Here is a 22,357-nt window from a genome sequence, read left to right as displayed (position 1 = left end):
AAGGTGGGGCAGATGTCAGAATTAAGTACAGTAGCTCGCCCCTACGCTAAAGCAGCTTTTGATTTTGCTTTAGAACAAGGTCAGTTGGATAAATGGCAAGAAATGTTACAGTTTTCAGCATTAGTCGCTGAGAATGAACAGGTGGTAGAATATATCAATTCTTCCCTTGCAAGCGGTCAGATTTCAGAAACTTTTCTTAAAATCTGTGGCGACCAACTTGATCAATATGGGCAAAATTTCATTCGTGTAATGGCTGAAAACAAACGTCTAGCAGTATTGCCAGCAGTATTTGATGCTTTTATATCATTACGTGCTGAACATGAAGCAGTAAAAGAGGTAACGGTTGTTTCGGCAAGCGAATTAAGTCAAGCACAAGAAGATAAAATCGCAGTAGCGATGGAAAAACGCTTAGGTCAAAAAGTTCGTTTAACCAACCAAATCGATAACAGCCTGATTGCAGGTGTAATTATTAAATATGATGACGTTGTTATTGATGGTAGTAGCCGTGGTCAGTTAAATCGCTTAGCGTCAGCGTTGAGCTTGTAAGAGGAATAAAAAATGCAACTAAATTCAACAGAAATTAGTGAGTTGATTAAAAAACGTATTGCCCAATTTGATGTGGTGAGCGAAGCTCAAAGCACAGGGACAATCGTTTCAGTAAGCGATGGTATTATCCGTATCCATGGTCTTGCTGATGTAATGCAAGGCGAGATGATCGAGTTGCCAGGTAATCGTTATGCGATTGCTCTAAACTTAGAACGTGATTCCGTTGGTGCAGTGGTTATGGGTCCTTATGCGGATCTAGCTGAAGGTATGTCAGTAAAATGTACCGGTCGTATCTTAGAAGTGCCAGTAGGTCGCGGTTTATTGGGGCGTGTAGTTAATACACTTGGTCAACCAATCGATGGTAAAGGTGAAATCGAGAACGATGGTTTCTCTCCGGTTGAAGTTATCGCGCCGGGTGTTATCGATCGTCAATCGGTAGATCAACCTGTACAAACAGGTTATAAAGCGGTTGACTCAATGGTACCAATCGGCCGTGGTCAACGTGAGTTAATTATCGGTGACCGTCAAACAGGTAAAACAGCATTAGCAATCGATGCGATCATTGCACAGAAAGATTCAGGTATTAAATGTATCTATGTTGCAATCGGTCAAAAAGCATCTACGATTGCTAACGTAGTGCGTAAATTAGAAGAACATGGTGCATTAGCAAATACAATCGTGGTTGTAGCATCAGCTTCTGAATCTGCAGCATTACAATACCTTGCACCATATTCAGGTTGTGCAATGGGTGAATATTTCCGTGACCGTGGCGAAGATGCGTTAATTGTTTATGATGATTTATCTAAACAAGCGGTTGCTTATCGTCAAATTTCATTATTACTACGTCGTCCGCCAGGTCGTGAAGCATTCCCAGGTGACGTATTCTACCTACACTCTCGTTTATTAGAGCGTGCAGCACGTGTAAGTGCGGATTATGTAGAACGTTTTACTAACGGTGCAGTAAAAGGTCAAACCGGTTCATTAACGGCATTACCAATTATCGAAACACAAGCAGGTGACGTATCGGCATTCGTTCCTACAAACGTAATCTCAATTACTGATGGCCAGATCTTCTTAGAATCGAGCTTATTTAACTCAGGTATCCGTCCGGCGGTAAACCCAGGTATTTCGGTATCTCGTGTAGGTTCTGCAGCTCAAACGAAAGCAATTAAGAAATTATCAGGCGGTATTCGTACAGCATTAGCTCAATACCGTGAATTAGCTGCGTTTGCTCAGTTTGCATCAGATTTAGATGATGCGACTCGTAAACAGCTTTCTCATGGCCAGAAAGTAACAGAATTACTTAAACAGAAACAATTTGCGCCAATGCCGGTAAGTGAGCAAGCATTAGTTCTTTTTGCGGCTGAATTTGGTTATTTAGATGATGTAGAACTTGAGCGTATCGGCTCATTCGAAGCTGCTTTACTTGCTTTCGCTAATAGTAATCACACTGATTTTATGAAGGATTTAGCAAAATCTGGCGATTATAACGATTCAATCAAGGATCAATTAAAAGCTATCGTAGAAGACTTCAAAAAGAACGGTGCGTGGTAATCACGACTAGCGGAGAAAGATTATGGCAGGTGCTAAAGAGATAAGAACCAAAATTGCGAGTGTGAAAAATACCCAAAAAATCACTAAAGCAATGGAAATGGTTGCTACCTCTAAAATGCGTAAAACGCAAGAGCGTATGGCTGCCGGTCGTCCTTATTCGGAAACAATCCGTAAGGTGATTAGCCATATTGCTAAAGGAAGCATTGGTTATAAGCACCCGTTTTTAACTGAACGAGATATTAAAAAAGTTGGTTACTTTGTCGTATCAACCGATCGTGGCTTATGTGGCGGTCTTAATATCAATTTATTCAAAGCAACTTTGAATGAATTTAAAACGTGGAAAGATAAAAACGTTAGTGTTGAGCTTGGCTTAGTAGGTTCAAAAGGTGTGAGTTTTTACCAAAATCTCGGTTTAACTGTGAGATCTCAGGTAACAGGCTTAGGCGATAATCCTGAAATGGAACGTATTGTTGGGGCAGTTAATGAAATGATTAACGCTTATCGCAATGGTGAAGTGGATGCGGTTTATATCGCTTATAACCGTTTTGAAAATACCATGTCGCAAAAACCTGTTATTGCACAATTACTTCCATTACCTAAACTAGAAGATGATGAATTAGAAACAAAAGGTTCGTGGGATTATATCTATGAGCCAAGTCCACAAGTTTTATTGGACAGTTTACTTGTTCGTTATTTAGAAACTCAGGTATATCAAGCAGTTGTCGATAACCTTGCTTCTGAACAAGCCGCTCGAATGGTAGCAATGAAAGCCGCAACAGATAATGCGGGTACATTAATTGATGAATTACAACTAGTGTATAACAAAGCTCGCCAAGCAAGCATTACAAATGAATTAAACGAAATTGTTGCGGGTGCCGCAGCAATTTAATGGAGAATAGGTAATGGCAACAGGAAAAATTGTACAGATTATCGGTGCGGTAATCGACGTTGAATTCCCGCAAGATGCAGTACCAAAAGTATATGATGCCTTAAAAGTTGAATCGGGTTTAACCCTTGAGGTTCAACAGCAATTAGGTGGTGGACTTGTGCGTTGTATCGCATTAGGTACATCAGACGGTTTAAAACGTGGCTTAAAAGTTGAAAATACGGGGAATCCGATTCAAGTACCGGTTGGTACGAAGACACTTGGTCGTATTATGAACGTATTAGGTGAGCCAATCGATGAAAAAGGCCCTATCGGCGAAGAAGCTCGTTGGGATATTCATCGTGCAGCACCAAGCTACGAAGAACAATCAAACAGCACGGAATTACTTGAAACTGGTATCAAAGTTATCGACTTAATTTGTCCATTTGCGAAAGGTGGTAAAGTCGGTTTATTCGGTGGTGCGGGTGTAGGTAAAACCGTTAATATGATGGAATTAATCCGTAATATCGCGATCGAACACTCTGGTTACTCAGTATTTGCAGGGGTTGGTGAGCGTACGCGTGAAGGTAATGACTTCTATCACGAAATGACGGATTCTAACGTATTAGACAAAGTATCACTTGTTTACGGTCAGATGAATGAGCCACCAGGTAACCGTCTTCGTGTAGCGTTAACCGGCTTAACTATGGCGGAAAAATTCCGTGATGAAGGTCGTGATGTATTATTCTTCGTAGATAACATCTATCGTTATACCTTAGCTGGTACAGAGGTATCTGCATTATTAGGTCGTATGCCATCTGCGGTGGGTTATCAGCCGACACTTGCAGAAGAAATGGGTGTATTACAAGAACGTATTACTTCAACTAAAACAGGTTCTATTACCTCTGTTCAAGCGGTTTACGTTCCAGCGGATGACTTAACAGACCCATCTCCGGCAACAACTTTCGCACACTTAGACTCGACAGTTGTATTAAGTCGTAATATAGCATCTCTTGGTATTTACCCAGCGGTTGACCCATTGGACTCAACTTCTCGTCAATTAGATCCGTTAGTTGTTGGTGAAGAACACTATAATGTGGCACGTGGCGTACAAGGTACATTACAACGCTATAAAGAGTTGAAAGATATCATTGCTATTTTAGGTATGGATGAGTTATCTGAAGATGATAAATTAGTGGTTGCTCGTGCACGTAAGATTGAGCGTTTCTTATCACAACCGTTCTTCGTTGCGGAAGTATTTACCGGTTCTCCAGGTAAATATGTATCATTAAAAGATACAATCCGTGGCTTCAAAGGTATCTTGGAAGGTGAATTTGACCATATTCCGGAACAAGCGTTCTATATGGCGGGTTCAATTGACGAAGTAGTGGAAAGAGCGAGCAAGATGTAATTGTTCCCTAACCTCAATTAGGAACTAAAGGAGAACAACATGGCATCTAAATTTGAGCTTAGTATCGTAAGTGCTGAAAAAGAAATTTTCAAAGGTGATGTAGTTAGTGTACGTGTAACAGGTATAGATGGTGAATTAGGTGTGTATGCAGGGCATACCCCTTTATTAACGTCTATTAAACCGGGTATGGTTAAGTATACGCTTGAAGACGGTAAAGAAGAGTTTATCTATGTGTCTGGCGGCTTCTTAGAAGTGCAGCCTACCATCGTGACAGTTCTAGCCGATATTGCAATTCGTGGTGAAGAGTTAGATCAACAACGAATTCTTGCTGCAAAACGCAAAGCGGAAGATACATTAAGCAAATCAAATAATGCAGAGCTTTCTGCGAAACTATCTCGTGAAATTGCTAAATTACGTGTTTACGAAATTGTAAATTCAAAATTAGCAAATCGACGTTAATCAAAAAAACCTCAGTATTTCACTGAGGTTTTTCTTTTTCTACTTCTTAATATTCCTCTCTTTTATATTTTATTAAGCTATTCTTATATATCGTTGCAGAAAAATGTTCTTAGAATTAAATGAAAGAATTAAGTTTTATTCGATAATTGTTAATAATTTGTTCGTTTTGTTCTAAAAATTAGCAAGCGGTAAATTTTTCTAAATTTTTTGCAAAAAGTACTTGCAAGGATTTGATATTTCTCTATAATGCACCACACACAACGACGCACTGTTGTGAACGATTTAAAATTGATTTCCAGTGCGTCGTTTCTTTTTGTTCTTTAACAATATATCAGACAATCTGTGTGGGCACTTGTTGATTGACTTAATTTTAAAAATATTATTTAAAACTTGAAGTCTTAATAGGTGCTTAAACTAGAAATTCATATTTATCTTTTACTTAACTTAGTTAGGTAAGAGAAGTGAACTTAGCTAAGCAGTTTATTGAGCGATTAAACTTTTTGAATTGAAGAGTTTGATCATGGCTCAGATTGAACGCTGGCGGCAGGCTTAACACATGCAAGTCGAACGGTAACAGGGATTAGCTTGCTAATTTGCTGACGAGTGGCGGACGGGTGAGTAATGCTTGGGAATCTGGCTTATGGAGGGGGATAACTACGGGAAACTGTAGCTAATACCGCGTAATATCTTTGGATTAAAGTGTGGGACCGCAAGGCCACATGCCATGAGATGAGCCCAAGTGGGATTAGGTAGTTGGTGGGGTAAAGGCCTACCAAGCCGACGATCTCTAGCTGGTCTGAGAGGATGACCAGCCACACTGGAACTGAGACACGGTCCAGACTCCTACGGGAGGCAGCAGTGGGGAATATTGCACAATGGGGGGAACCCTGATGCAGCCATGCCGCGTGAATGAAGAAGGCCTTCGGGTTGTAAAGTTCTTTCGGTAGCGAGGAAGGTGGTAATGTTAATAGCATTATCAATTGACGTTAACTACAGAAGAAGCACCGGCTAACTCCGTGCCAGCAGCCGCGGTAATACGGAGGGTGCGAGCGTTAATCGGAATAACTGGGCGTAAAGGGCACGCAGGCGGTTGATTAAGTGAGATGTGAAAGCCCCGGGCTTAACCTGGGAATTGCATTTCATACTGGTCAACTAGAGTACTTTAGGGAGGGGTAGAATTCCACGTGTAGCGGTGAAATGCGTAGAGATGTGGAGGAATACCGAAGGCGAAGGCAGCCCCTTGGGAATGTACTGACGCTCATGTGCGAAAGCGTGGGGAGCAAACAGGATTAGATACCCTGGTAGTCCACGCTGTAAACGCTGTCGATTTGGGGATTGGACTATAAGTTTGGTGCCCGAAGCTAACGTGATAAATCGACCGCCTGGGGAGTACGGCCGCAAGGTTAAAACTCAAATGAATTGACGGGGGCCCGCACAAGCGGTGGAGCATGTGGTTTAATTCGATGCAACGCGAAGAACCTTACCTACTCTTGACATCCAGAGAATCCTGTAGAGATACGGGAGTGCCTTCGGGAGCTCTGAGACAGGTGCTGCATGGCTGTCGTCAGCTCGTGTTGTGAAATGTTGGGTTAAGTCCCGCAACGAGCGCAACCCTTATCCTTTGTTGCCAGCGGTTCGGCCGGGAACTCAAAGGAGACTGCCAGTGATAAACTGGAGGAAGGTGGGGATGACGTCAAGTCATCATGGCCCTTACGAGTAGGGCTACACACGTGCTACAATGGCGTATACAGAGGGAAGCAATATGGCGACATGGAGCAAATCTCACAAAGTACGTCTAAGTCCGGATTGGAGTCTGCAACTCGACTCCATGAAGTCGGAATCGCTAGTAATCGCAAATCAGAATGTTGCGGTGAATACGTTCCCGGGCCTTGTACACACCGCCCGTCACACCATGGGAGTGGGTTGTACCAGAAGTAGATAGCTTAACCGCAAGGGGGGCGTTTACCACGGTATGATTCATGACTGGGGTGAAGTCGTAACAAGGTAACCGTAGGGGAACCTGCGGTTGGATCACCTCCTTACCAAGAATTGAGCGACTGCAAGTGTTCACACAGATTGTTTGATAGATATTGACAAGTAGTTGTAGATTGAATAGAATTTACGGCTCTTGAATGGCAAAGTGGAAAGCATCTTTAAATGCTGTCCCCATCGTCTAGAGGCCTAGGACATCGCCCTTTCACGGCGGTAACCGGGGTTCGAATCCCCGTGGGGACGCCATTTAAAGATGACTTTTGTTGTCTAAATTGTTCTTTAAAAAATTGGAAACAAGCTGAAAAACTGAGAGATTTTCGAAAGAAAGTCTGAGTAGTTAAAAAATCTTGACTGAACAAAAGCAGTCAAGTGTTTAGTTGAATAAAATACGCATTGAATGAATTTAAATAAGTTTTGAAAACATTTGAGGTTGTATAGTTAAGTGACTAAGCGTACACGGTGGATGCCTTGGCAATCAGAGGCGAAGAAGGACGTGCTAATCTGCGAAAAGCTTGGATGAGTTGATAAGAAGCGTTTAATCCAAGATATCCGAATGGGGAAACCCAGTAGATGAAGAATCTACTATTATTAAGTGAATACATAGCTTAATAAGGCAAACCGGGAGAACTGAAACATCTAAGTACCCCGAGGAAAAGAAATCAACCGAGATTCTGTGAGTAGCGGCGAGCGAAAGCGGAGGAGCCTTCAAACGATAGCAATCAATTCAGAAGAATGAGCTGGGAAGCTCAACGACACAGGGTGATAGTCCCGTATTCGAAGAATAGGTTGTGGTACTAAGTTTGAGATAAGTAGGGCGGGACACGAGAAATCCTGTTTGAAGATGGGGGGACCATCCTCCAAGGCTAAATACTCCTGATTGACCGATAGTGAACCAGTACTGTGAAGGAAAGGCGAAAAGAACCCCAGTGAGGGGAGTGAAATAGAACCTGAAACCGTGTACGTACAAGCAGTGGGAGCCTCTTTATGGGGTGACTGCGTACCTTTTGTATAATGGGTCAGCGACTTATATTTTGTAGCGAGGTTAACTGAATAAGGGAGCCGAAGGGAAACCGAGTCTTAACTGGGCGTTTAGTTGCAAGGTATAGACCCGAAACCCGGTGATCTAGCCATGGGCAGGTTGAAGATTGGGTAACACTAATTGGAGGACCGAACCGACTAATGTTGAAAAATTAGCGGATGACTTGTGGCTGGGGGTGAAAGGCCAATCAAACCGGGAGATAGCTGGTTCTCCCCGAAATCTATTTAGGTAGAGCCTTGAGCGGACACCTTCGGGGGTAGAGCACTGTTTCGGCTAGGGGTCCATCCCGGATTACCAACCCGATGCAAACTGCGAATACCGAAGAGTGATACTCAGGAGACACACGGTGGGTGCTAACGTCCATCGTGGAGAGGGAAACAACCCAGACCGCCAGCTAAGGTCCCAAAGTACTAGTTAAGTGGGAAACGAAGTGGGAAGGCTTAGACAGCTAGGATGTTGGCTTAGAAGCAGCCATCATTTAAAGAAAGCGTAATAGCTCACTAGTCGAGTCGGCCTGCGCGGAAGATGTAACGGGGCTAAAACTAGTCACCGAAGCTGCGGCATCAATGGAAACATTGTTGGGTAGGGGAGCGTTCTGTAAGCGGATGAAGCTGAATTGAGAAGTTTGGTGGACGTATCAGAAGTGCGAATGCTGACATAAGTAACGATAAAACGAGTGAAAAACTCGTTCGCCGGAAGACCAAGGGTTCCTGTCCAACGTTAATCGGGGCAGGGTGAGTCGGCCCCTAAGGCGAGGCTGAAAAGCGTAGTCGATGGGAAACGGGTTAATATTCCCGTACTTGGTATAATTGCGATGTGGGGACGGAGAAGGTTAGGTAATCAGACTGTTGGATGTCTGTTTAAGCCGGTAGGTGGGAATTTTAGGCAAATCCGGAATTCTGTTAACACCGAGAAGTGATGACGAGTCTCTACGGAGATGAAGTTACCGATACCACGCTTCCAGGAAAAGCCACTAAGCTTCAGGTTATACTAAACCGTACTATAAACCGACACAGGTGGTCAGGTAGAGAATACTCAGGCGCTTGAGAGAACTCGGGTGAAGGAACTAGGCAAAATAGCACCGTAACTTCGGGAGAAGGTGCGCCGGCGTAGATTGTAAGCGTTTACCGCTGAAGGTTGAACCGGTCGAAGATACCAGCTGGCTGCAACTGTTTATTAAAAACACAGCACTCTGCAAACACGAAAGTGGACGTATAGGGTGTGATGCCTGCCCGGTGCTGGAAGGTTAATTGATGGTGTTATCGAAAGAGAAGCTCCTGATCGAAGCCCCAGTAAACGGCGGCCGTAACTATAACGGTCCTAAGGTAGCGAAATTCCTTGTCGGGTAAGTTCCGACCTGCACGAATGGCATAATGATGGCCAGGCTGTCTCCACCCGAGACTCAGTGAAATTGAAATCGCCGTGAAGATGCGGTGTACCCGCGGCTAGACGGAAAGACCCCGTGAACCTTTACTATAGCTTGACACTGAACATTGAATTTTGATGTGTAGGATAGGTGGGAGCCTTTGAAGCAGTCACGCCAGTGATTGTGGAGGCGTCCTTGAAATACCACCCTTTAACGTTTGATGTTCTAACGAAGATTGCGGAACGCGGTCTCGGACAGTGTCTGGTGGGTAGTTTGACTGGGGCGGTCTCCTCCCAAAGAGTAACGGAGGAGCACGAAGGTTTGCTAATCACGGTCGGACATCGTGAGGTTAGTGCAATGGTATAAGCAAGCTTAACTGCGAGACAGACAAGTCGAGCAGGTGCGAAAGCAGGTCATAGTGATCCGGTGGTTCTGAATGGAAGGGCCATCGCTCAACGGATAAAAGGTACTCCGGGGATAACAGGCTGATACCGCCCAAGAGTTCATATCGACGGCGGTGTTTGGCACCTCGATGTCGGCTCATCACATCCTGGGGCTGAAGTAGGTCCCAAGGGTATGGCTGTTCGCCATTTAAAGTGGTACGCGAGCTGGGTTTAGAACGTCGTGAGACAGTTCGGTCCCTATCTGCCGTGGGCGTTGGAGAATTGAGAGGGGCTGCTCCTAGTACGAGAGGACCGGAGTGGACGCATCACTGGTGTTCCAGTTGTCTCGCCAGAGGCACTGCTGGGTAGCTACATGCGGAAGAGATAAGTGCTGAAAGCATCTAAGCACGAAACTTGCCTTAAGATGAGTTCTCCCAGTCTATAAGACTGTAAGGGTTGTTGGAGACTACGACGTAGATAGGTGTGGTGTGTAAGCGTAGTGATACGTTGAGCTAACACATACTAATTGCCCGAGAGGCTTAACTATACAACGCTCAAGTGTTTTTGGGCGTAGAGCGAAGTGAAAAGCTAGAAAAGACTAAAAACTAAAGAAGATGAAAAAATCAGTAAACAGCTTGTTTCGAATTTAAAGTGCGAATAAAAAGCAGATAAAGAACGAAGAGAAAGACAAATAAAGAAGATAAAGGTCATCAACAGAATATTCTGGCGACCAGAGTGCTGTGGCTCTACCTGATTCCATTCCGAACTCAGAAGTAAAACGCAGTAACGCCGATGGTAGTGTGGGGTTTCCCCATGTGAGAGTAGGGCATCGCCAGATTGAATTTAGCGCGAAAGCGAAGAAGAGGTAAAGGAACCCCAGAGTTAGTGATAGCTCTGGGGTTTTTGCTTTCGGGATAAAAGAGAAATAGAAAGAAAAGAAATAGGTATGTGAGCAACATAAAGTTCAAGGCAACCCAAAGTAATTCTTAAAGAAATACAAACACACCAAGAGTCCCTATCAAATCAAAAAACTGAGGCTAGAAATCCTGGGTATTAAAGCAAAAAATCAATTCCAAGACATTATAACTAACAATAATCTTTATCTATCAACTGACTATGGTTATTATTTGAGAATCGAGTAGTGGCACGTGATATCTATCTGACTTCTCTACTATAAAACCTTTCTAGTAGTAAATTTCTACCTAATTGTTGAAGTCATAACTCTTCTGAAATTATCCACGTATATTTTAGTTTCCTGAGAGAGGAGAATTGAAAATCTTAGGTTAAATTTGATCGCTTGTGTCGGAATTTACTAGAAATGGAATTAATTTGTTTGATAGGAACCGTTTTATCCTGAGTAGTGCTTATTTCTAAAAGTAATTATTAGAAATAGGCACTATAGGGGTATATGGTTTATAAGGCAATATGCGGATGATATTTCTCGGTAATATTGATTAAATCAGAAAGTGAGATAGATTGATAATTTAGGTTAGTTAATCCTCTTGCTTCTATGTCGTTTGACAATAAGAAAATATTATTAACTTTTGTAAAAAGTTGAGGATATTTAACCGCTAGCAATACTCCATCTTGCCATAAGACTACAGCATCATTTTCTGTCATTTGAGTGAGTATTTGGTTTAGTTCAGTTAACTCATATTGTGCTTTAGAAAATGTATAAAGCATAGGGATTCCTTATTAGAATGTCAGTACCTTTTCAGATTGTGCAAGAATTTCGAATAGTTCCTTTTGAGGGATGATATTTGCATGAGATAAAATCCATTCGGCATTGCTTAATGCTCTTTGGTTGATAGATTCTTCACAAATAAAACATTCAGTTAAATCATATAGATCAATTAATTTAAAGGTTGAGATATGATCTTTCTGTAATATGTTATTTGGCTGTTGTTGTGCTAATAGATTGAATACGCCGTCATTTAAAAAACAAATAGCGATTTCATCTTCAGCACAAAAAGCACTAGCAGCGAGTAGAGCATCCAAACCTTCTCGGCTGGTTGCTGTGCCAAAAGGCGGTTGAGTAAAAAGAAAGGCAAGTTTATATTTTTTCATTATTAGAAGGTTAATAGTCTGTCTGCTTTTAACACGGCTTGGCTAAATTCACCAAGCTCGGCTAAGATAAAACCGTCGGCAAGATTGTTCTGTGCGGTTTTACTTGTTTGATGAGCGACAATGCCGCGTCTTTGTGCGGCAGAAATACAAAGGTGTAAAGCTAAGTTATGTGATTTTGCAAGATTTTGCCATTTTTCCACTAAATTTATTTCATCACTTGCAGGATTTACCAATATATTGGCGTTGGTTACACCGTCTTGGAAGAAAAATATCTGTTTGATATGGTGTTTAGCCGCTAATAAGGCTTCGGCAATTTGATAGGCTAAATATGCTCCTTGGCTTCCATAGATTGGTGATTTTATTGCAAGTACATAATCCATTATTCGTTATCCTGTTTAATTTGTCGGATATAAAGATAAACCGTATGGCGAGAAATATTTAAGCGATCAGCTACTTGATTGATAGCATCTTTAATATCAAAAATACCTTTCTCATATAACGATATAACAATGTGACGATTTTTATTGTTGTTTGCCACATTACGATCAGCCATGGTTTCTTCAATCGTATGTTCGATCGTTTGAGCGACTAAATCTTCGACTGAACTTGCAAAGTTTACGGCCGTATCTTCATCTTCTTGTAACGGTGCGATAAAAGAGCTGAGGAATTGTGATGTCGGCACATCTAAATTAATATTGATACAGATAAATCCGATAACATGCTGTTTACTATTACGGATCGCAACCGTGACGGATTTCATCAATACGCCACCTTTGGAACGAGTGAAATAGGGTTTAGATACACTATCCGTTTTCATTTGATGTAACGATTTAAGTGCTTTATCGGTAAGAGGCGAACCTATTTTACGATCAGTATTATGTCCATTTGCGATATAGATAGCTGAGTTTTCAAGAAATTCTAAAGAATGTAATACGATTTCACAGTGATCGCCAATTAGGGCGGCAATACCGTCTACAATTGGAAAGTATGAAGCGAGAATAGCGTGATCTTCTTCGCTAAAGGTTTGAAATTTTTTCATATTATTTTAGGACTTATACCATTAATTTTAGTGATATATTACTAAGCCTTCGAAAAAGAAAGCGGTCTAATTTGCAAAAAATTTTACAAATTAGACCGCTTGGATTCAAGGGTTATTTTTTCGCTTCAGTAGCTTTAAAATCTAATAATTCAATTTCAAATTTTAGCGTTGAGCTTGCCGGAATTTTACCCGCTTGGCGTTCGCCGTAACCTAATTCAGGTGGAACGACGATTTCCATTTTTCCACCTTTTTTCAGCATTGGAATTGCTTCAATCCAGCCTGGAATTAATTGATTTAATTGAAATTCAATCGGTTCACCACGATCATATGAGCTATCGAATACTGTACCATCTGTTAAAGTACCTTTGTAATGTACTTTAACGGTATCTTCCGCTTTCGGTGATTCACCTGTACCAACTTTTTCAATTTTATAGAGTAAACCTGAAGCTGTTTTCTTCACTCCGGCTTGTTTTTCATATTCTGCACGGAATTTGTTACCGGCTTCAACAGTTGCTTTGCTTTTTTCGGTCGCAATTTTCTTTTCTTGATCGGCAAGATAGCTATCAAGTGATTTTAATTGTTTTTGTAGATCATCATCGGTTAATTTACCGGTTTTTTTGATAGTGTCTTGTACACCGGCTAAGATTTTCTCTTGGTTATAAGAAAATAATTCTTTTTGCGATGCAACAACACCTTCAATATTTTTACCCATTAATACGCCTACAGCATATGATGAGTCATCAATAAATTTTTGATCTGCTTTTTGTTCTGCAGCAAACGCGGTTTGAGCTGAAATAAGTGTGCCGGCTGCAATTGCAAGAACAGAAAGTTTAGTTTTTAACATAGATTTTCCTTATAAATGTGTTAAAAGAAAGGTAGATAGGGTAAAGTGTATTTCTTTTTTATACAACCTTTTTATGCAAATGATTACAGAGAATGAATTATTAAATCGTATTGCCGAGTTGGAAACGAAAGTTGCATTTCAAGAAATCACGATTGAAGAATTAAACCAATCGTTAGTTCATCATCAACTTTCGTTAGACAAATTACAAACCCAAATGCGTCATTTAGCTGAAAAACTTAAAGGCGCACAAGTAAGTAATATTGCTTCTCAAGCGGAAGAAACTCCACCACCTCACTATTAGGCTATGAACTTCTTAATAAGTTCGTGCACTAAGTCGCAAGATGATTTTAAAGGGTATAATGTGGGCAATTTTCTAAATAAGTTTGGCTTGATCATAGGATGTGTATTAATCGGACTCAATAATTTTGTATTCGCTAATCCAAATACAGATACGAAAGTCATATTGCAAAAAACGATACATAATGAACCGCTATTTAAGGATGGAAAAGGTTATTACTCATATAAAGAAAGGGTAAATGACAAGGCGATTCAATCCGATAAAGTGCATATTCAATATTTCTTTGAATATGATTGCAAAATTTGTTCGGAAGCAAATGATTATTTACAGCAATATGCTTTGCGTAATAAAGATAAGGTTGTTTTAGTTCGTTCGCCCTCTTTTGATAAAGATTCACAGTTTACAGCACAAATGCACTCGACATTTATGGAGATTGGGAGAGAAGATCTCAGTGAGCTTTATTTATTTGATAGTGTCGGTCGAAAAAATGAAAAGAGTCTGATACGTAGCAATAATGCAATTATTACTTGGTTAAAGCAAAAAGGAATAGATGTTGTTAAATTTAATAAGGTATTTTTGTCTGAACAAGTAAGGCAAAGAGTACAGCAATATAAAGATATATTTCTTACTTATCGTCCATCTTATAAGCCAATGGCGGTATTAGACGGTAAATATATTTTAGTACGTAATACTTTATATAATGATGACTATACTTATGCAGTATTAGATTTTTTAGTAGAGAAATTACAACAAGAAAAACAAGAGGATAAAAAATGAGTTTAAAACTAGGTATTATCGGTGCAATGGCACAAGAAGTAGAAATTTTACGTAATTTAATGGTTGAAGCCAAAGTAACCGAAATTGCCGGTTGTAAAATTTATGACGGTAAAATTAATAATACAAGAGTCGCACTATTACAGTCTGGGATCGGTAAAGTTGCCGCTGCGATTGGTACAACCCTTTTACTTGAATTAGCTAAGCCTGACATGATCATTAATACTGGGTCGGCGGGTGGCTTAGATGCGAAATTAAATGTTGGCGATATTATTATTTCTAGTGAAGTTCGCCATCATGATGTTGATGTGACGGCATTTGGATATGAAAAGGGTCAATTACCAGCGAATCCGGCCGCATTTCTACCGGATGAACAATTAGTTTCAGTTGCTTTAAAAGAAACACAAAAAGCGGGTTTTAATGCCGTTTCAGGCTTAATTTGTAGTGGCGATTTATTCGTGAACGGTGCAGAGAAAATTGCCCAAATTCGTCACGATTTCCCTAATGTGGCAGCGGTAGAAATGGAAGCGGCTGCAATCGCTCAAGTCTGTCACGCATTTAGTGTGCCTTTTGTGGTTGTGCGTGCAATTTCTGATGTGGCGGATAAAGAATCTCATCTCTCATTTGATGAATTTTTACCGCTTGCCGCTGAGAAATCATCTGAGATCGTTGTGGCGATGTTAAATGCCTTAGATTAGAGCGTATGAAATAAGATAATCAGAACTTATGCGACGGAATCGGTCGTTTTTTCAGATATTTTTGTAAAAATCAATGGGGAAATGACCGCTTGTTATCGCTATTCTTTGGTTATTTTTGTACAATATTCCACCTTTACCTACTGACTTTCAGTAGGTTTTTTTATGTGATTACCTAAATATATTTTTGTTTGAGAGATTTATGAATACAGCACCCAATATTGGTTTTATTAGTCTTGGTTGTCCGAAGAATTTAGTGGATTCGGAACGCATTTTAACGGAGTTACGTTCTGATGGTTATAACATTATTCCAAGTTATGAAAATGCGGATTTAGTGATTGTGAATACCTGCGGTTTTATCGACAGTGCGGTACAAGAATCATTAGAGGCAATTGGTGAAGCATTGGAAGAAAATGGCAAAGTGATTGTTACCGGTTGTTTAGGGGCAAAAGAAAACCAAATCCGTGAAGTACATCCGAAAGTATTGGAAATTACTGGCCCTCATAGCTATGAAGCAGTAATGAAACACGTACATAAATATGTGCCGCGTCCAGAACGCAATATTTATACCAGTCTTGTACCGGCACAAGGGGTAAAACTTACGCCTAAACATTATGCGTATTTAAAAATTTCAGAGGGCTGTGATCACCGTTGTACCTTCTGTATTATTCCGTCAATGCGTGGCGATTTAGATAGCCGTCCGATTGTACAGGTTTTAGATGAAGCGAAACGTCTTGCTGATTCAGGTGTGAAAGAGTTATTAATCGTGTCACAAGATACCTCCGCTTATGCGTTGGATCAATCCAAAGAAAATCAAAATAAAACGGTTTTCTGGAATGGTGCACCAATAAAAAATAATTTAATTACTTTATGCGAGCAGTTAGGCACTTTAGGCATTTGGGTTCGTCTGCACTATGTCTATCCGTATCCGCATGTAGATGATTTAATTCCTTTAATGGCTCAAGGTAAAATTTTGCCGTATTTGGATATTCCGTTACAACACGCAAGCCCGAAAGTATTAAAGGCGATGAAACGCCCTGGATCGATTGAGCGAACCTTAGAACGCATTAAAAAATGGCGTGAGATTTGCCCGGAATTAACATTACGCTCGACCTTTATTGTCGGTTTCCCAGGCGAAACAGAAGAAGATTTCCAAATGTTGTTGGATTTCTTAGAAGAAGCACAATTAGATCGCGTTGGTTGCTTTAAATTTAGTCCGGTGGAAGGGGCAGTTGCAACTGAAATGGCGGGCCAAGTGCCGGAAGATATCAAAGAAGAGCGTTTCCACCGCTTTATGCAGGTTCAGCAACGCATTTCAGCAGCACGTTTACAACAAAAAGTGGGTAAAACCCTTGCAGTCATTGTTGATGAGATTGACGAAGAAGGCATTATCGGCCGTTCAATGGCGGATGCCCCAGAAATTGACGGTGTGGTCTACGTTGATAATATTTCAGACCAAGAAGTAAAAGTTGGTAATATTATTTCAGTCACAATTACTAATGCAGATGAATACGATCTTTGGGGAACTTGTTAAGTTTAATTTAAGGATAATTTATGGAAAACAAGAAAAAGCCAAATTTAGCTGTGTTTGAAGCCGCAGTTGATACAAGAAATTATGAACAGGCTTGTACTGAATTGCTATTAATTTTGGAGCAGTTAGATTCTAACTTCGGAGGTATTCAGCATATTGAATTTGAATACCCATTACAGCTTGAAGCATTGGAACAGGAAAAAATTGTATATTTTTGCACTCGTATGGCAGTCGCGATTACCTCACTTTTTTCCGATCCTGCTTTAGAAATTTCCGATTCAGGTGCGCAAAGATTTCTTGTTTTCCAACGTTGGTTATCATTAATTTTTGCAAGTTCACCTTTTATTAATGCGGATCATATTTTAAAGACATATAACTGTAATTCAGCTAGTGAAAATCCTTTAGATATTCACTTGGCTCAAACCAAATCGGCATTGATTAAATTCTGTATTTTGTATTTACCGGAATCGAACGTTAATCTTAATTTAGATGCCTTATGGCAATTAGATGCGGAATTGTGTGCATCATTATGTTTTGCATTGCAGTCACCTCGTTTTATTGGTACGTCAACGGCATTTAACAAACGTAATACTATTTTACAATGGTTTCCGGAACGTTTAGCACAATTAGCTAATTTAAATAATGTACCGAGTGCCATTTCGCATGATGTGTATATGCATTGTAGTTATGATATTGCGAGTAATAAACATAATGTAAAAAAAGCGCTCAATCAGGTTATACGTCGCCATCTCGAAAATGAATACCATTGGAAAGATCGTGATGTGAGCAAAATTGGTTATCGAAACGATAAACCGGTTATGGTAGTGTTACTAGAACATTTCCATTCAGCCCATTCAATTTATCGTACTCATTCGACTTCAATGATTGCGGCAAGAGAACATTTTCATTTAATCGGCTTAGGTAATAAAGCGGTAAATGAAGACGGAAAACAGGTATTTGATGAGTTTCATATTGTTGATGGCAATAATATGAAGGAAAAATTAGAATTTATTCGGGAGATCTGTGATACAAACGGTGCATCTATATTATATATGCCAAGTATCGGCATGGATTTAATCACGATTTTCGCAAGTAATACTCGTTTAGCTCCGGTTCAAGTGGTTGCATTGGGCCATCCGGCAACAACCCATTCCGATTTTATTGAATATGTCGTTGTAGAAGATGATTATGTAGGGGAAGAAGCATGCTTTAGTGAGCAGTTATTACGTTTACCTAAAGATGCGTTACCTTATGTACCATCAGCACTTGCACCTCAACAAGTAAACTATTTATTACGTGAGCAGCCTGAAGTCGTTAATATCGGTATCGCTGCTACCACAATGAAATTAAACCCATACTTTTTAGAGGTACTAAAAGTCATTCGGGATCGTGCAAATGTAAAAGTACATTTCCATTTCGCATTAGGGCAATCAGGTGGTGTCACTCACCCGTATGTAGAACGTTTTATTAAATCGTACTTAGGTGATGATGCGACGGCACACCCTCATTCACCGTATCATAAATATCTCGGTATTTTACATAATTGCGATATGATGCTGAATCCATTCCCATTTGGGAATACCAACGGTATTATTGATATGGTCACTTTAGGTTTAGTCGGTGTCTGTAAAACCGGTGCGGAAGTGCATGAGCATATTGACGAAGGTTTATTTAAACGTTTAGGTTTACCGGAATGGTTGATTGCCAATACGGTTGATGAATATGTGGAACGAGCGGTTCGTTTGGCAGAAAATCACCAAGAACGTTTGACGTTACGTCGACATATCATTGAAAATAACGGTTTAAACACTTTATTTAGTGGCGATCCTAGTCCAATGGGGAAAATTTTACTGGAGAAAGTAACCGAGTGGGCAAAGCAAAATAAAGTAAAGTTTGCTTCTAAAACGACAAGAAAAGAAAAAACGAAAAAGACAGATAAAGTTTCTTCGGCTAAGTTAGAATCTGTTCCGAGTAAATCTGTAAAGAAGGAAGCTCCTCTAAAAGCAGCGGTCAAAAAAGCTAAAAAATCTGCAACGAAAAAGGTATAAGTAATCAAAAGTACGGGTGTTGCTCCGTACTTTTTTATTTATTTTAATAAACGTTAACGAACCTTTTCTTACTCATTTAGTCTTAAAGAGTGCCAATCTTAATGCAATAATTTTGTACTAACATATTGATGAGGAACATTAAAAATGAACACGATTGTTAAAGTATTAGCAGTTGTCGCATTAGCAACAACGATTTCTGCATGTAATGGTTTAAGTAAAACACAGCGTAATACCGCTATCGGAGCGGCAGTAGGTGGCGTTGCCGGTCATATGATCGGCGAGTCAACCGGTGCAACGCTTGGCGGAGCAGCACTTGGCGGATTAATCGGTAGCCAAGTTAAATAATTGGAAAAAAGTCACTTATTGCATTTGCAGAGTGGCTTTTTTTATTGAATTGATTGCATAACGAAATCAGACTAAATATAATATAAATGTTTTGAAACGAAACTTTTTGGGTAAAGACGAAACATTTTTGGAAAGGTAATGTCAAAGAGAAATACACAGCAACGTCGCCACTTAATTGTGAAAATGGTTCAGGAACAAGGCGAGGTAAGCGTAGATACGCTAGCAAATTTCTTTGAAACCTCGGAAGTGACGATTCGTAAAGACTTAACCGCTTTAGAAGAAAGCGGTTTATTATTGCGTCGTTATGGCGGAGCAGTAAAAATTCCATCTGAAATATTGGAAGAAACGAATGAACAGCTTTCGAAACAAAAGTTAGCGATAGCGAATGAGGCAGTAAAACAAATTCGTGATCATAATCGTATTATTATTGATAGTGGTAGCACGACCGGAGCAATGGTAAAAGCACTTTATCAAACCGGTTTAGTGGTGATGACTAACTCGCTCTTTTTAGCGAATGAGTTAACTTTGTTAGATAATGAGCCGACTGTGTTGATGACCGGTGGCACGTGGGATAGCCGTTCCGATTCGTTTCAAGGTAAAGTCGCCGAGCAAGTGTTGCAGTCGTATGATTTTGACCAATTATTTATCGGTGCAGACAGTTTGGATTTAGAACGGGGAACGACCACGTTTAACGAGTTGGTCGGACTTAGTCAAGTGATGGCTCAGGTCTCTCGTGAAGTCATTGTATTAATTGAATCGCAAAAATTCGGGCGAAAAATGCCGAATTTAGAGCTAGAATGGTCGGTAATTCATAAGCTGATTACGGACGCTGAAATTAGCACAGAGGTAAAAACGGCGATAGAAATGCACGGGATTGAAGTGATTATCGCTGAATCGTAGTTTGGTAAGTTTTTAGGGAAAAGTGACCGCTTGAGGTCATTAATGAGATATAACGGTTTTTAATTTAACTTAACATAGGAAATCAAAAATATGTGTGGAATTGTAGGTGCAGTAGCACAACGTGATGTAGCAAGAATCTTAGTAGATGGTTTACATCGTTTAGAATATCGTGGTTATGACTCAGCAGGTGTGGCGGTTTTAAATAACGAACACGATATGCAAATTGTACGCCGTGTCGGTAAAGTAAAAGAGCTTGATGATGCTTTAGCGGTAAAACCTCTTGTGGGTGGTACAGGTATTGCACATACACGTTGGGCGACTCACGGTGAACCTTCTGAAACCAATGCTCACCCTCATCGTTCAGGCAAAATTGCAGTAGTACACAACGGTATCATTGAAAACTACGAAGAATTAAAAGTAGTTTTACAAGAACGTGGTTATGTATTCCAATCTCAAACAGATACCGAAGTTATCGCTCACTTAGTTGAATGGGAATTACGTTCAGCGAAATCTTTATTAGAAGCGGTACAAAAAACCGTGGTTCAGCTTCGTGGTGCGTACGGTACGGTAGTAATGAATCAAGACGAACCGGAGCATTTAATCGTTGCTCGTTCAGGTTCTCCGTTAGTTATCGGTTATGGTATCGGTGAGAACTTCTTAGCATCTGACCCGTTAGCATTATTAAGCGTAACACGCCGTTTTGCTTACCTTGAAGAAGGTGATGTTGCAGAAATTACACGTGAAACAGTAGATATTTATACGCGTGACGGTCAAAAAGTTGAACGTGAAATTCACGAAGGTAACTTTGAAGCGGATGCGGCGGATAAAGGTCAATACCGTCACTATATGCAGAAAGAAATTTTCGAGCAACCTGTTGCAATTATGAATACATTAGACGGTCGTATCGAAAACGGTAAAGTGAAAATTGATGCGATTGGTCCAAATGCCGCGGAAATTTTAGCAAAAGTTGAACACGTACAGATCGTTGCGTGCGGTACTTCTTACAATGCTGGTATGGTTGCTCGCTACTGGTTTGAAGCAATCGCAGGCGTAAGCTGTGATGTTGAAATCGCTTCTGAGTTCCGTTACCGTAAATTCGTGACTCGTCCGAATAGCTTATTATTAACACTTTCACAATCAGGTGAAACGGCGGATACGTTAGCGGCATTACGTTTAGCGAAAGAATCGGGTTATATGTCTGCAATGACAATCTGTAACGTAGCGAGTTCTTCACTTGTGCGTGAATCGGATTTTGCATTTATGACCAAAGCCGGTGTGGAAATCGGTGTGGCGTCAACCAAAGCGTTTACTACACAGTTAACCTGTATGTTGCTATTAAATGTGGCGATCGGTCGCTTAAAAGGCACTGTATCTGAAGAACAGGAACATCACATCGTTCAATCGTTACAACGCTTACCGGCACAGATTGAAAGTGCATTAGTGTTTGATAAACAAATTGAAGCATTATCAGAAGACTTTGCGGATAAACACCATACTTTATTCTTAGGTCGTGGTGAGTACTATCCGATTGCAATGGAATCTGCCTTAAAATTAAAAGAGATTTCATACATTCACGCAGAAGCTTACGCCGCAGGTGAATTAAAACACGGTCCGTTAGCGTTAATCGATAGCGAAATGCCGGTTGTTGTGGTTGCACCGGAAAATGATTTACTTGAAAAAGTGAAATCAAATATCGAAGAAGTTCGTGCACGTGGCGGTCAGCTATATGTATTTGCTGATCACGATGCCGGTTTTGCCGATGCAGACGGTTTCAAAACGATCGTAATGCCGAAAGTAGATGAAGTAACCGCTCCGATTTTCTATACCGTGCCGTTACAATTACTTTCATATCATATTGCGTTAATTAAAGGTACGGACGTTGACCAACCTCGTAACTTAGCGAAAGCAGTAACCGTAGAATAATTACAAATATTGAATACCAAGCCTCTGAGTTTTCAGAGGCTTTTTTTTGCAAAAAATCTAGAAATTTGACCGCTTGCTTAAAAATGTGATGCAGATCACGCTTTTATGCGTGTTGCATTTAAAAATGTGATCTATGTCACATTTTATAAATGAGTGATAAAAAATTTAATGTGATCATCTTCACATTTTTTAGATAAATATTTTTGAAACTTTGATGGACGGTGCTACTTTATACGGTAGATTATTCAATCTTATTTATCTACCTTACACACTGTTGT

18 protein-coding genes, 1 tRNA gene and 3 rRNA genes are annotated in these 22,357 nt (G+C 40.3%); 17 read left to right on the top strand and 5 right to left on the bottom strand.

Translation table 11 applies throughout. From position 1 onward, the window contains the following. The first annotated feature begins 12 nt into the window (after positions 1 to 12). The 9 genes from atpH to rrf all read left to right on the top strand — a co-directional run bounded on the left by atpH (position 13) and on the right by rrf (position 10,453). Positions 13 to 546 carry a F0F1 ATP synthase subunit delta gene (atpH, locus tag NYR60_RS07525; protein WP_279466485.1) on the top strand — a complete coding sequence of 178 codons (534 nt, stop codon included), beginning with the start codon at positions 13 to 15 and terminating at the stop codon, positions 544 to 546. A gap of 12 nt (positions 547 to 558) precedes the next feature. Further along, positions 559 to 2,100: a F0F1 ATP synthase subunit alpha gene (gene atpA / locus NYR60_RS07520; protein WP_279466484.1), complete on the top strand. Its 1,542-nt coding sequence runs from the start codon at positions 559 to 561 to the stop codon at positions 2,098 to 2,100. A 22-nt stretch (positions 2,101 to 2,122) separates the two neighbouring features. Next, positions 2,123 to 2,989 carry a F0F1 ATP synthase subunit gamma gene (atpG, locus tag NYR60_RS07515; protein ID WP_279466483.1) on the top strand — a complete coding sequence of 289 codons (867 nt, stop codon included), beginning with the start codon at positions 2,123 to 2,125 and terminating at the stop codon, positions 2,987 to 2,989. Positions 2,990 to 3,002: 13 nt separating this feature from the next. Continuing rightward, complete coding sequence (gene atpD, locus NYR60_RS07510; protein WP_005599061.1) at positions 3,003 to 4,376, top strand: F0F1 ATP synthase subunit beta; 1,374 nt, start codon at positions 3,003 to 3,005, stop codon at positions 4,374 to 4,376. Between the two features lie 39 nt (positions 4,377 to 4,415). Next, on the top strand, positions 4,416 to 4,835 hold the full coding sequence (locus NYR60_RS07505) for a F0F1 ATP synthase subunit epsilon (protein WP_279466482.1): 420 nt from the start codon (positions 4,416 to 4,418) through the stop codon (positions 4,833 to 4,835). Between the two features lie 502 nt (positions 4,836 to 5,337). Then, a 16S ribosomal RNA gene (locus NYR60_RS07500) occupies positions 5,338 to 6,877 on the top strand. A 120-nt stretch (positions 6,878 to 6,997) separates the two neighbouring features. Next, a tRNA-Glu gene (locus NYR60_RS07495) sits at positions 6,998 to 7,073 on the top strand. Positions 7,074 to 7,263: 190 nt separating this feature from the next. Then, positions 7,264 to 10,162 (top strand): 23S ribosomal RNA (locus NYR60_RS07490). Between the two features lie 175 nt (positions 10,163 to 10,337). After that, positions 10,338 to 10,453: ribosomal RNA gene (rrf, locus tag NYR60_RS07485) — 5S ribosomal RNA — on the top strand. The 16S, 23S and 5S rRNA genes sit together here with 1 tRNA gene alongside, the layout of an rRNA operon. Before the next feature lie 575 nt (positions 10,454 to 11,028). On the opposite strand, the gene tusB is transcribed toward rrf, so the two are convergent. The 5 genes from tusB to fkpA all read right to left on the bottom strand — a co-directional run bounded on the left by tusB (position 11,029) and on the right by fkpA (position 13,565). Further along, a complete protein-coding gene (gene tusB, locus NYR60_RS07480) occupies positions 11,029 to 11,298 on the bottom strand; it encodes a sulfurtransferase complex subunit TusB (protein WP_279466481.1) in 270 nt (89 codons plus the stop codon). Positions 11,299 to 11,310: 12 nt separating this feature from the next. Beyond that, the gene (tusC, locus tag NYR60_RS07475) at positions 11,311 to 11,682 is read right to left on the bottom strand and encodes a sulfurtransferase complex subunit TusC (RefSeq protein ID WP_279466480.1); all 372 of its coding nucleotides are present in this window, start codon (positions 11,680 to 11,682) and stop codon (positions 11,311 to 11,313) included. Between the two features lie 2 nt (positions 11,683 to 11,684). Further along, positions 11,685 to 12,062 (bottom strand): sulfurtransferase complex subunit TusD, encoded by a 378-nt coding sequence (gene tusD, locus NYR60_RS07470; protein ID WP_279466479.1) that lies wholly within the window; start codon positions 12,060 to 12,062, stop codon positions 11,685 to 11,687. Next, complete coding sequence (locus tag NYR60_RS07465; RefSeq protein WP_279466477.1) at positions 12,062 to 12,721, bottom strand: helix-turn-helix transcriptional regulator; 660 nt, start codon at positions 12,719 to 12,721, stop codon at positions 12,062 to 12,064. The genes tusD and NYR60_RS07465 overlap by 1 nt, the downstream gene beginning before the upstream one ends. Before the next feature lie 112 nt (positions 12,722 to 12,833). After that, positions 12,834 to 13,565 carry an FKBP-type peptidyl-prolyl cis-trans isomerase gene (fkpA, locus tag NYR60_RS07460; RefSeq protein ID WP_279466475.1) on the bottom strand — a complete coding sequence of 244 codons (732 nt, stop codon included), beginning with the start codon at positions 13,563 to 13,565 and terminating at the stop codon, positions 12,834 to 12,836. 79 nt (positions 13,566 to 13,644) lie between these two features. Between fkpA and NYR60_RS07455 the strand changes: the two genes are divergently transcribed. The 8 genes from NYR60_RS07455 to glmS all read left to right on the top strand — a co-directional run bounded on the left by NYR60_RS07455 (position 13,645) and on the right by glmS (position 22,079). Continuing rightward, positions 13,645 to 13,866: a SlyX family protein gene (locus NYR60_RS07455; protein WP_279467978.1), complete on the top strand. Its 222-nt coding sequence runs from the start codon at positions 13,645 to 13,647 to the stop codon at positions 13,864 to 13,866. Between the two features lie 60 nt (positions 13,867 to 13,926). Further along, positions 13,927 to 14,640: a thiol:disulfide interchange protein DsbA/DsbL gene (locus tag NYR60_RS07450; protein ID WP_279466474.1), complete on the top strand. Its 714-nt coding sequence runs from the start codon at positions 13,927 to 13,929 to the stop codon at positions 14,638 to 14,640. Beyond that, the gene (gene mtnN, locus NYR60_RS07445) at positions 14,637 to 15,335 is read left to right on the top strand and encodes a 5'-methylthioadenosine/S-adenosylhomocysteine nucleosidase (protein WP_279466473.1); all 699 of its coding nucleotides are present in this window, start codon (positions 14,637 to 14,639) and stop codon (positions 15,333 to 15,335) included. The genes NYR60_RS07450 and mtnN overlap by 4 nt, the downstream gene beginning before the upstream one ends. Before the next feature lie 199 nt (positions 15,336 to 15,534). Then, a complete protein-coding gene (rimO, locus tag NYR60_RS07440) occupies positions 15,535 to 16,866 on the top strand; it encodes a 30S ribosomal protein S12 methylthiotransferase RimO (protein ID WP_279466471.1) in 1,332 nt (443 codons plus the stop codon). A 20-nt stretch (positions 16,867 to 16,886) separates the two neighbouring features. Beyond that, positions 16,887 to 18,911, top strand: coding sequence for a UDP-glucose:protein N-beta-glucosyltransferase (locus NYR60_RS07435; RefSeq protein WP_279466469.1), 2,025 nt, complete (start codon positions 16,887 to 16,889; stop codon positions 18,909 to 18,911). Between the two features lie 144 nt (positions 18,912 to 19,055). Next, positions 19,056 to 19,256: a glycine zipper 2TM domain-containing protein gene (locus tag NYR60_RS07430; RefSeq protein WP_279466468.1), complete on the top strand. Its 201-nt coding sequence runs from the start codon at positions 19,056 to 19,058 to the stop codon at positions 19,254 to 19,256. 138 nt (positions 19,257 to 19,394) lie between these two features. Beyond that, positions 19,395 to 20,156, top strand: a complete 762-nt coding sequence (locus NYR60_RS07425) for a DeoR/GlpR family DNA-binding transcription regulator (RefSeq protein WP_279466466.1) — start codon at positions 19,395 to 19,397, stop codon at positions 20,154 to 20,156. A gap of 90 nt (positions 20,157 to 20,246) precedes the next feature. Beyond that, positions 20,247 to 22,079 carry a glutamine--fructose-6-phosphate transaminase (isomerizing) gene (gene glmS / locus NYR60_RS07420; protein ID WP_279466464.1) on the top strand — a complete coding sequence of 611 codons (1,833 nt, stop codon included), beginning with the start codon at positions 20,247 to 20,249 and terminating at the stop codon, positions 22,077 to 22,079. Positions 22,080 to 22,357: the final 278 nt, after the last annotated feature.

Origin of the sequence: Actinobacillus genomosp. 2, from assembly GCF_029773605.1 — a bacterium.
GTDB lineage: Bacteria > Pseudomonadota > Gammaproteobacteria > Enterobacterales > Pasteurellaceae > Actinobacillus.
The sequence above is the reverse complement of the archived record's forward strand: the minus strand, read 5'-3'. Positions and strand labels throughout refer to the sequence as shown.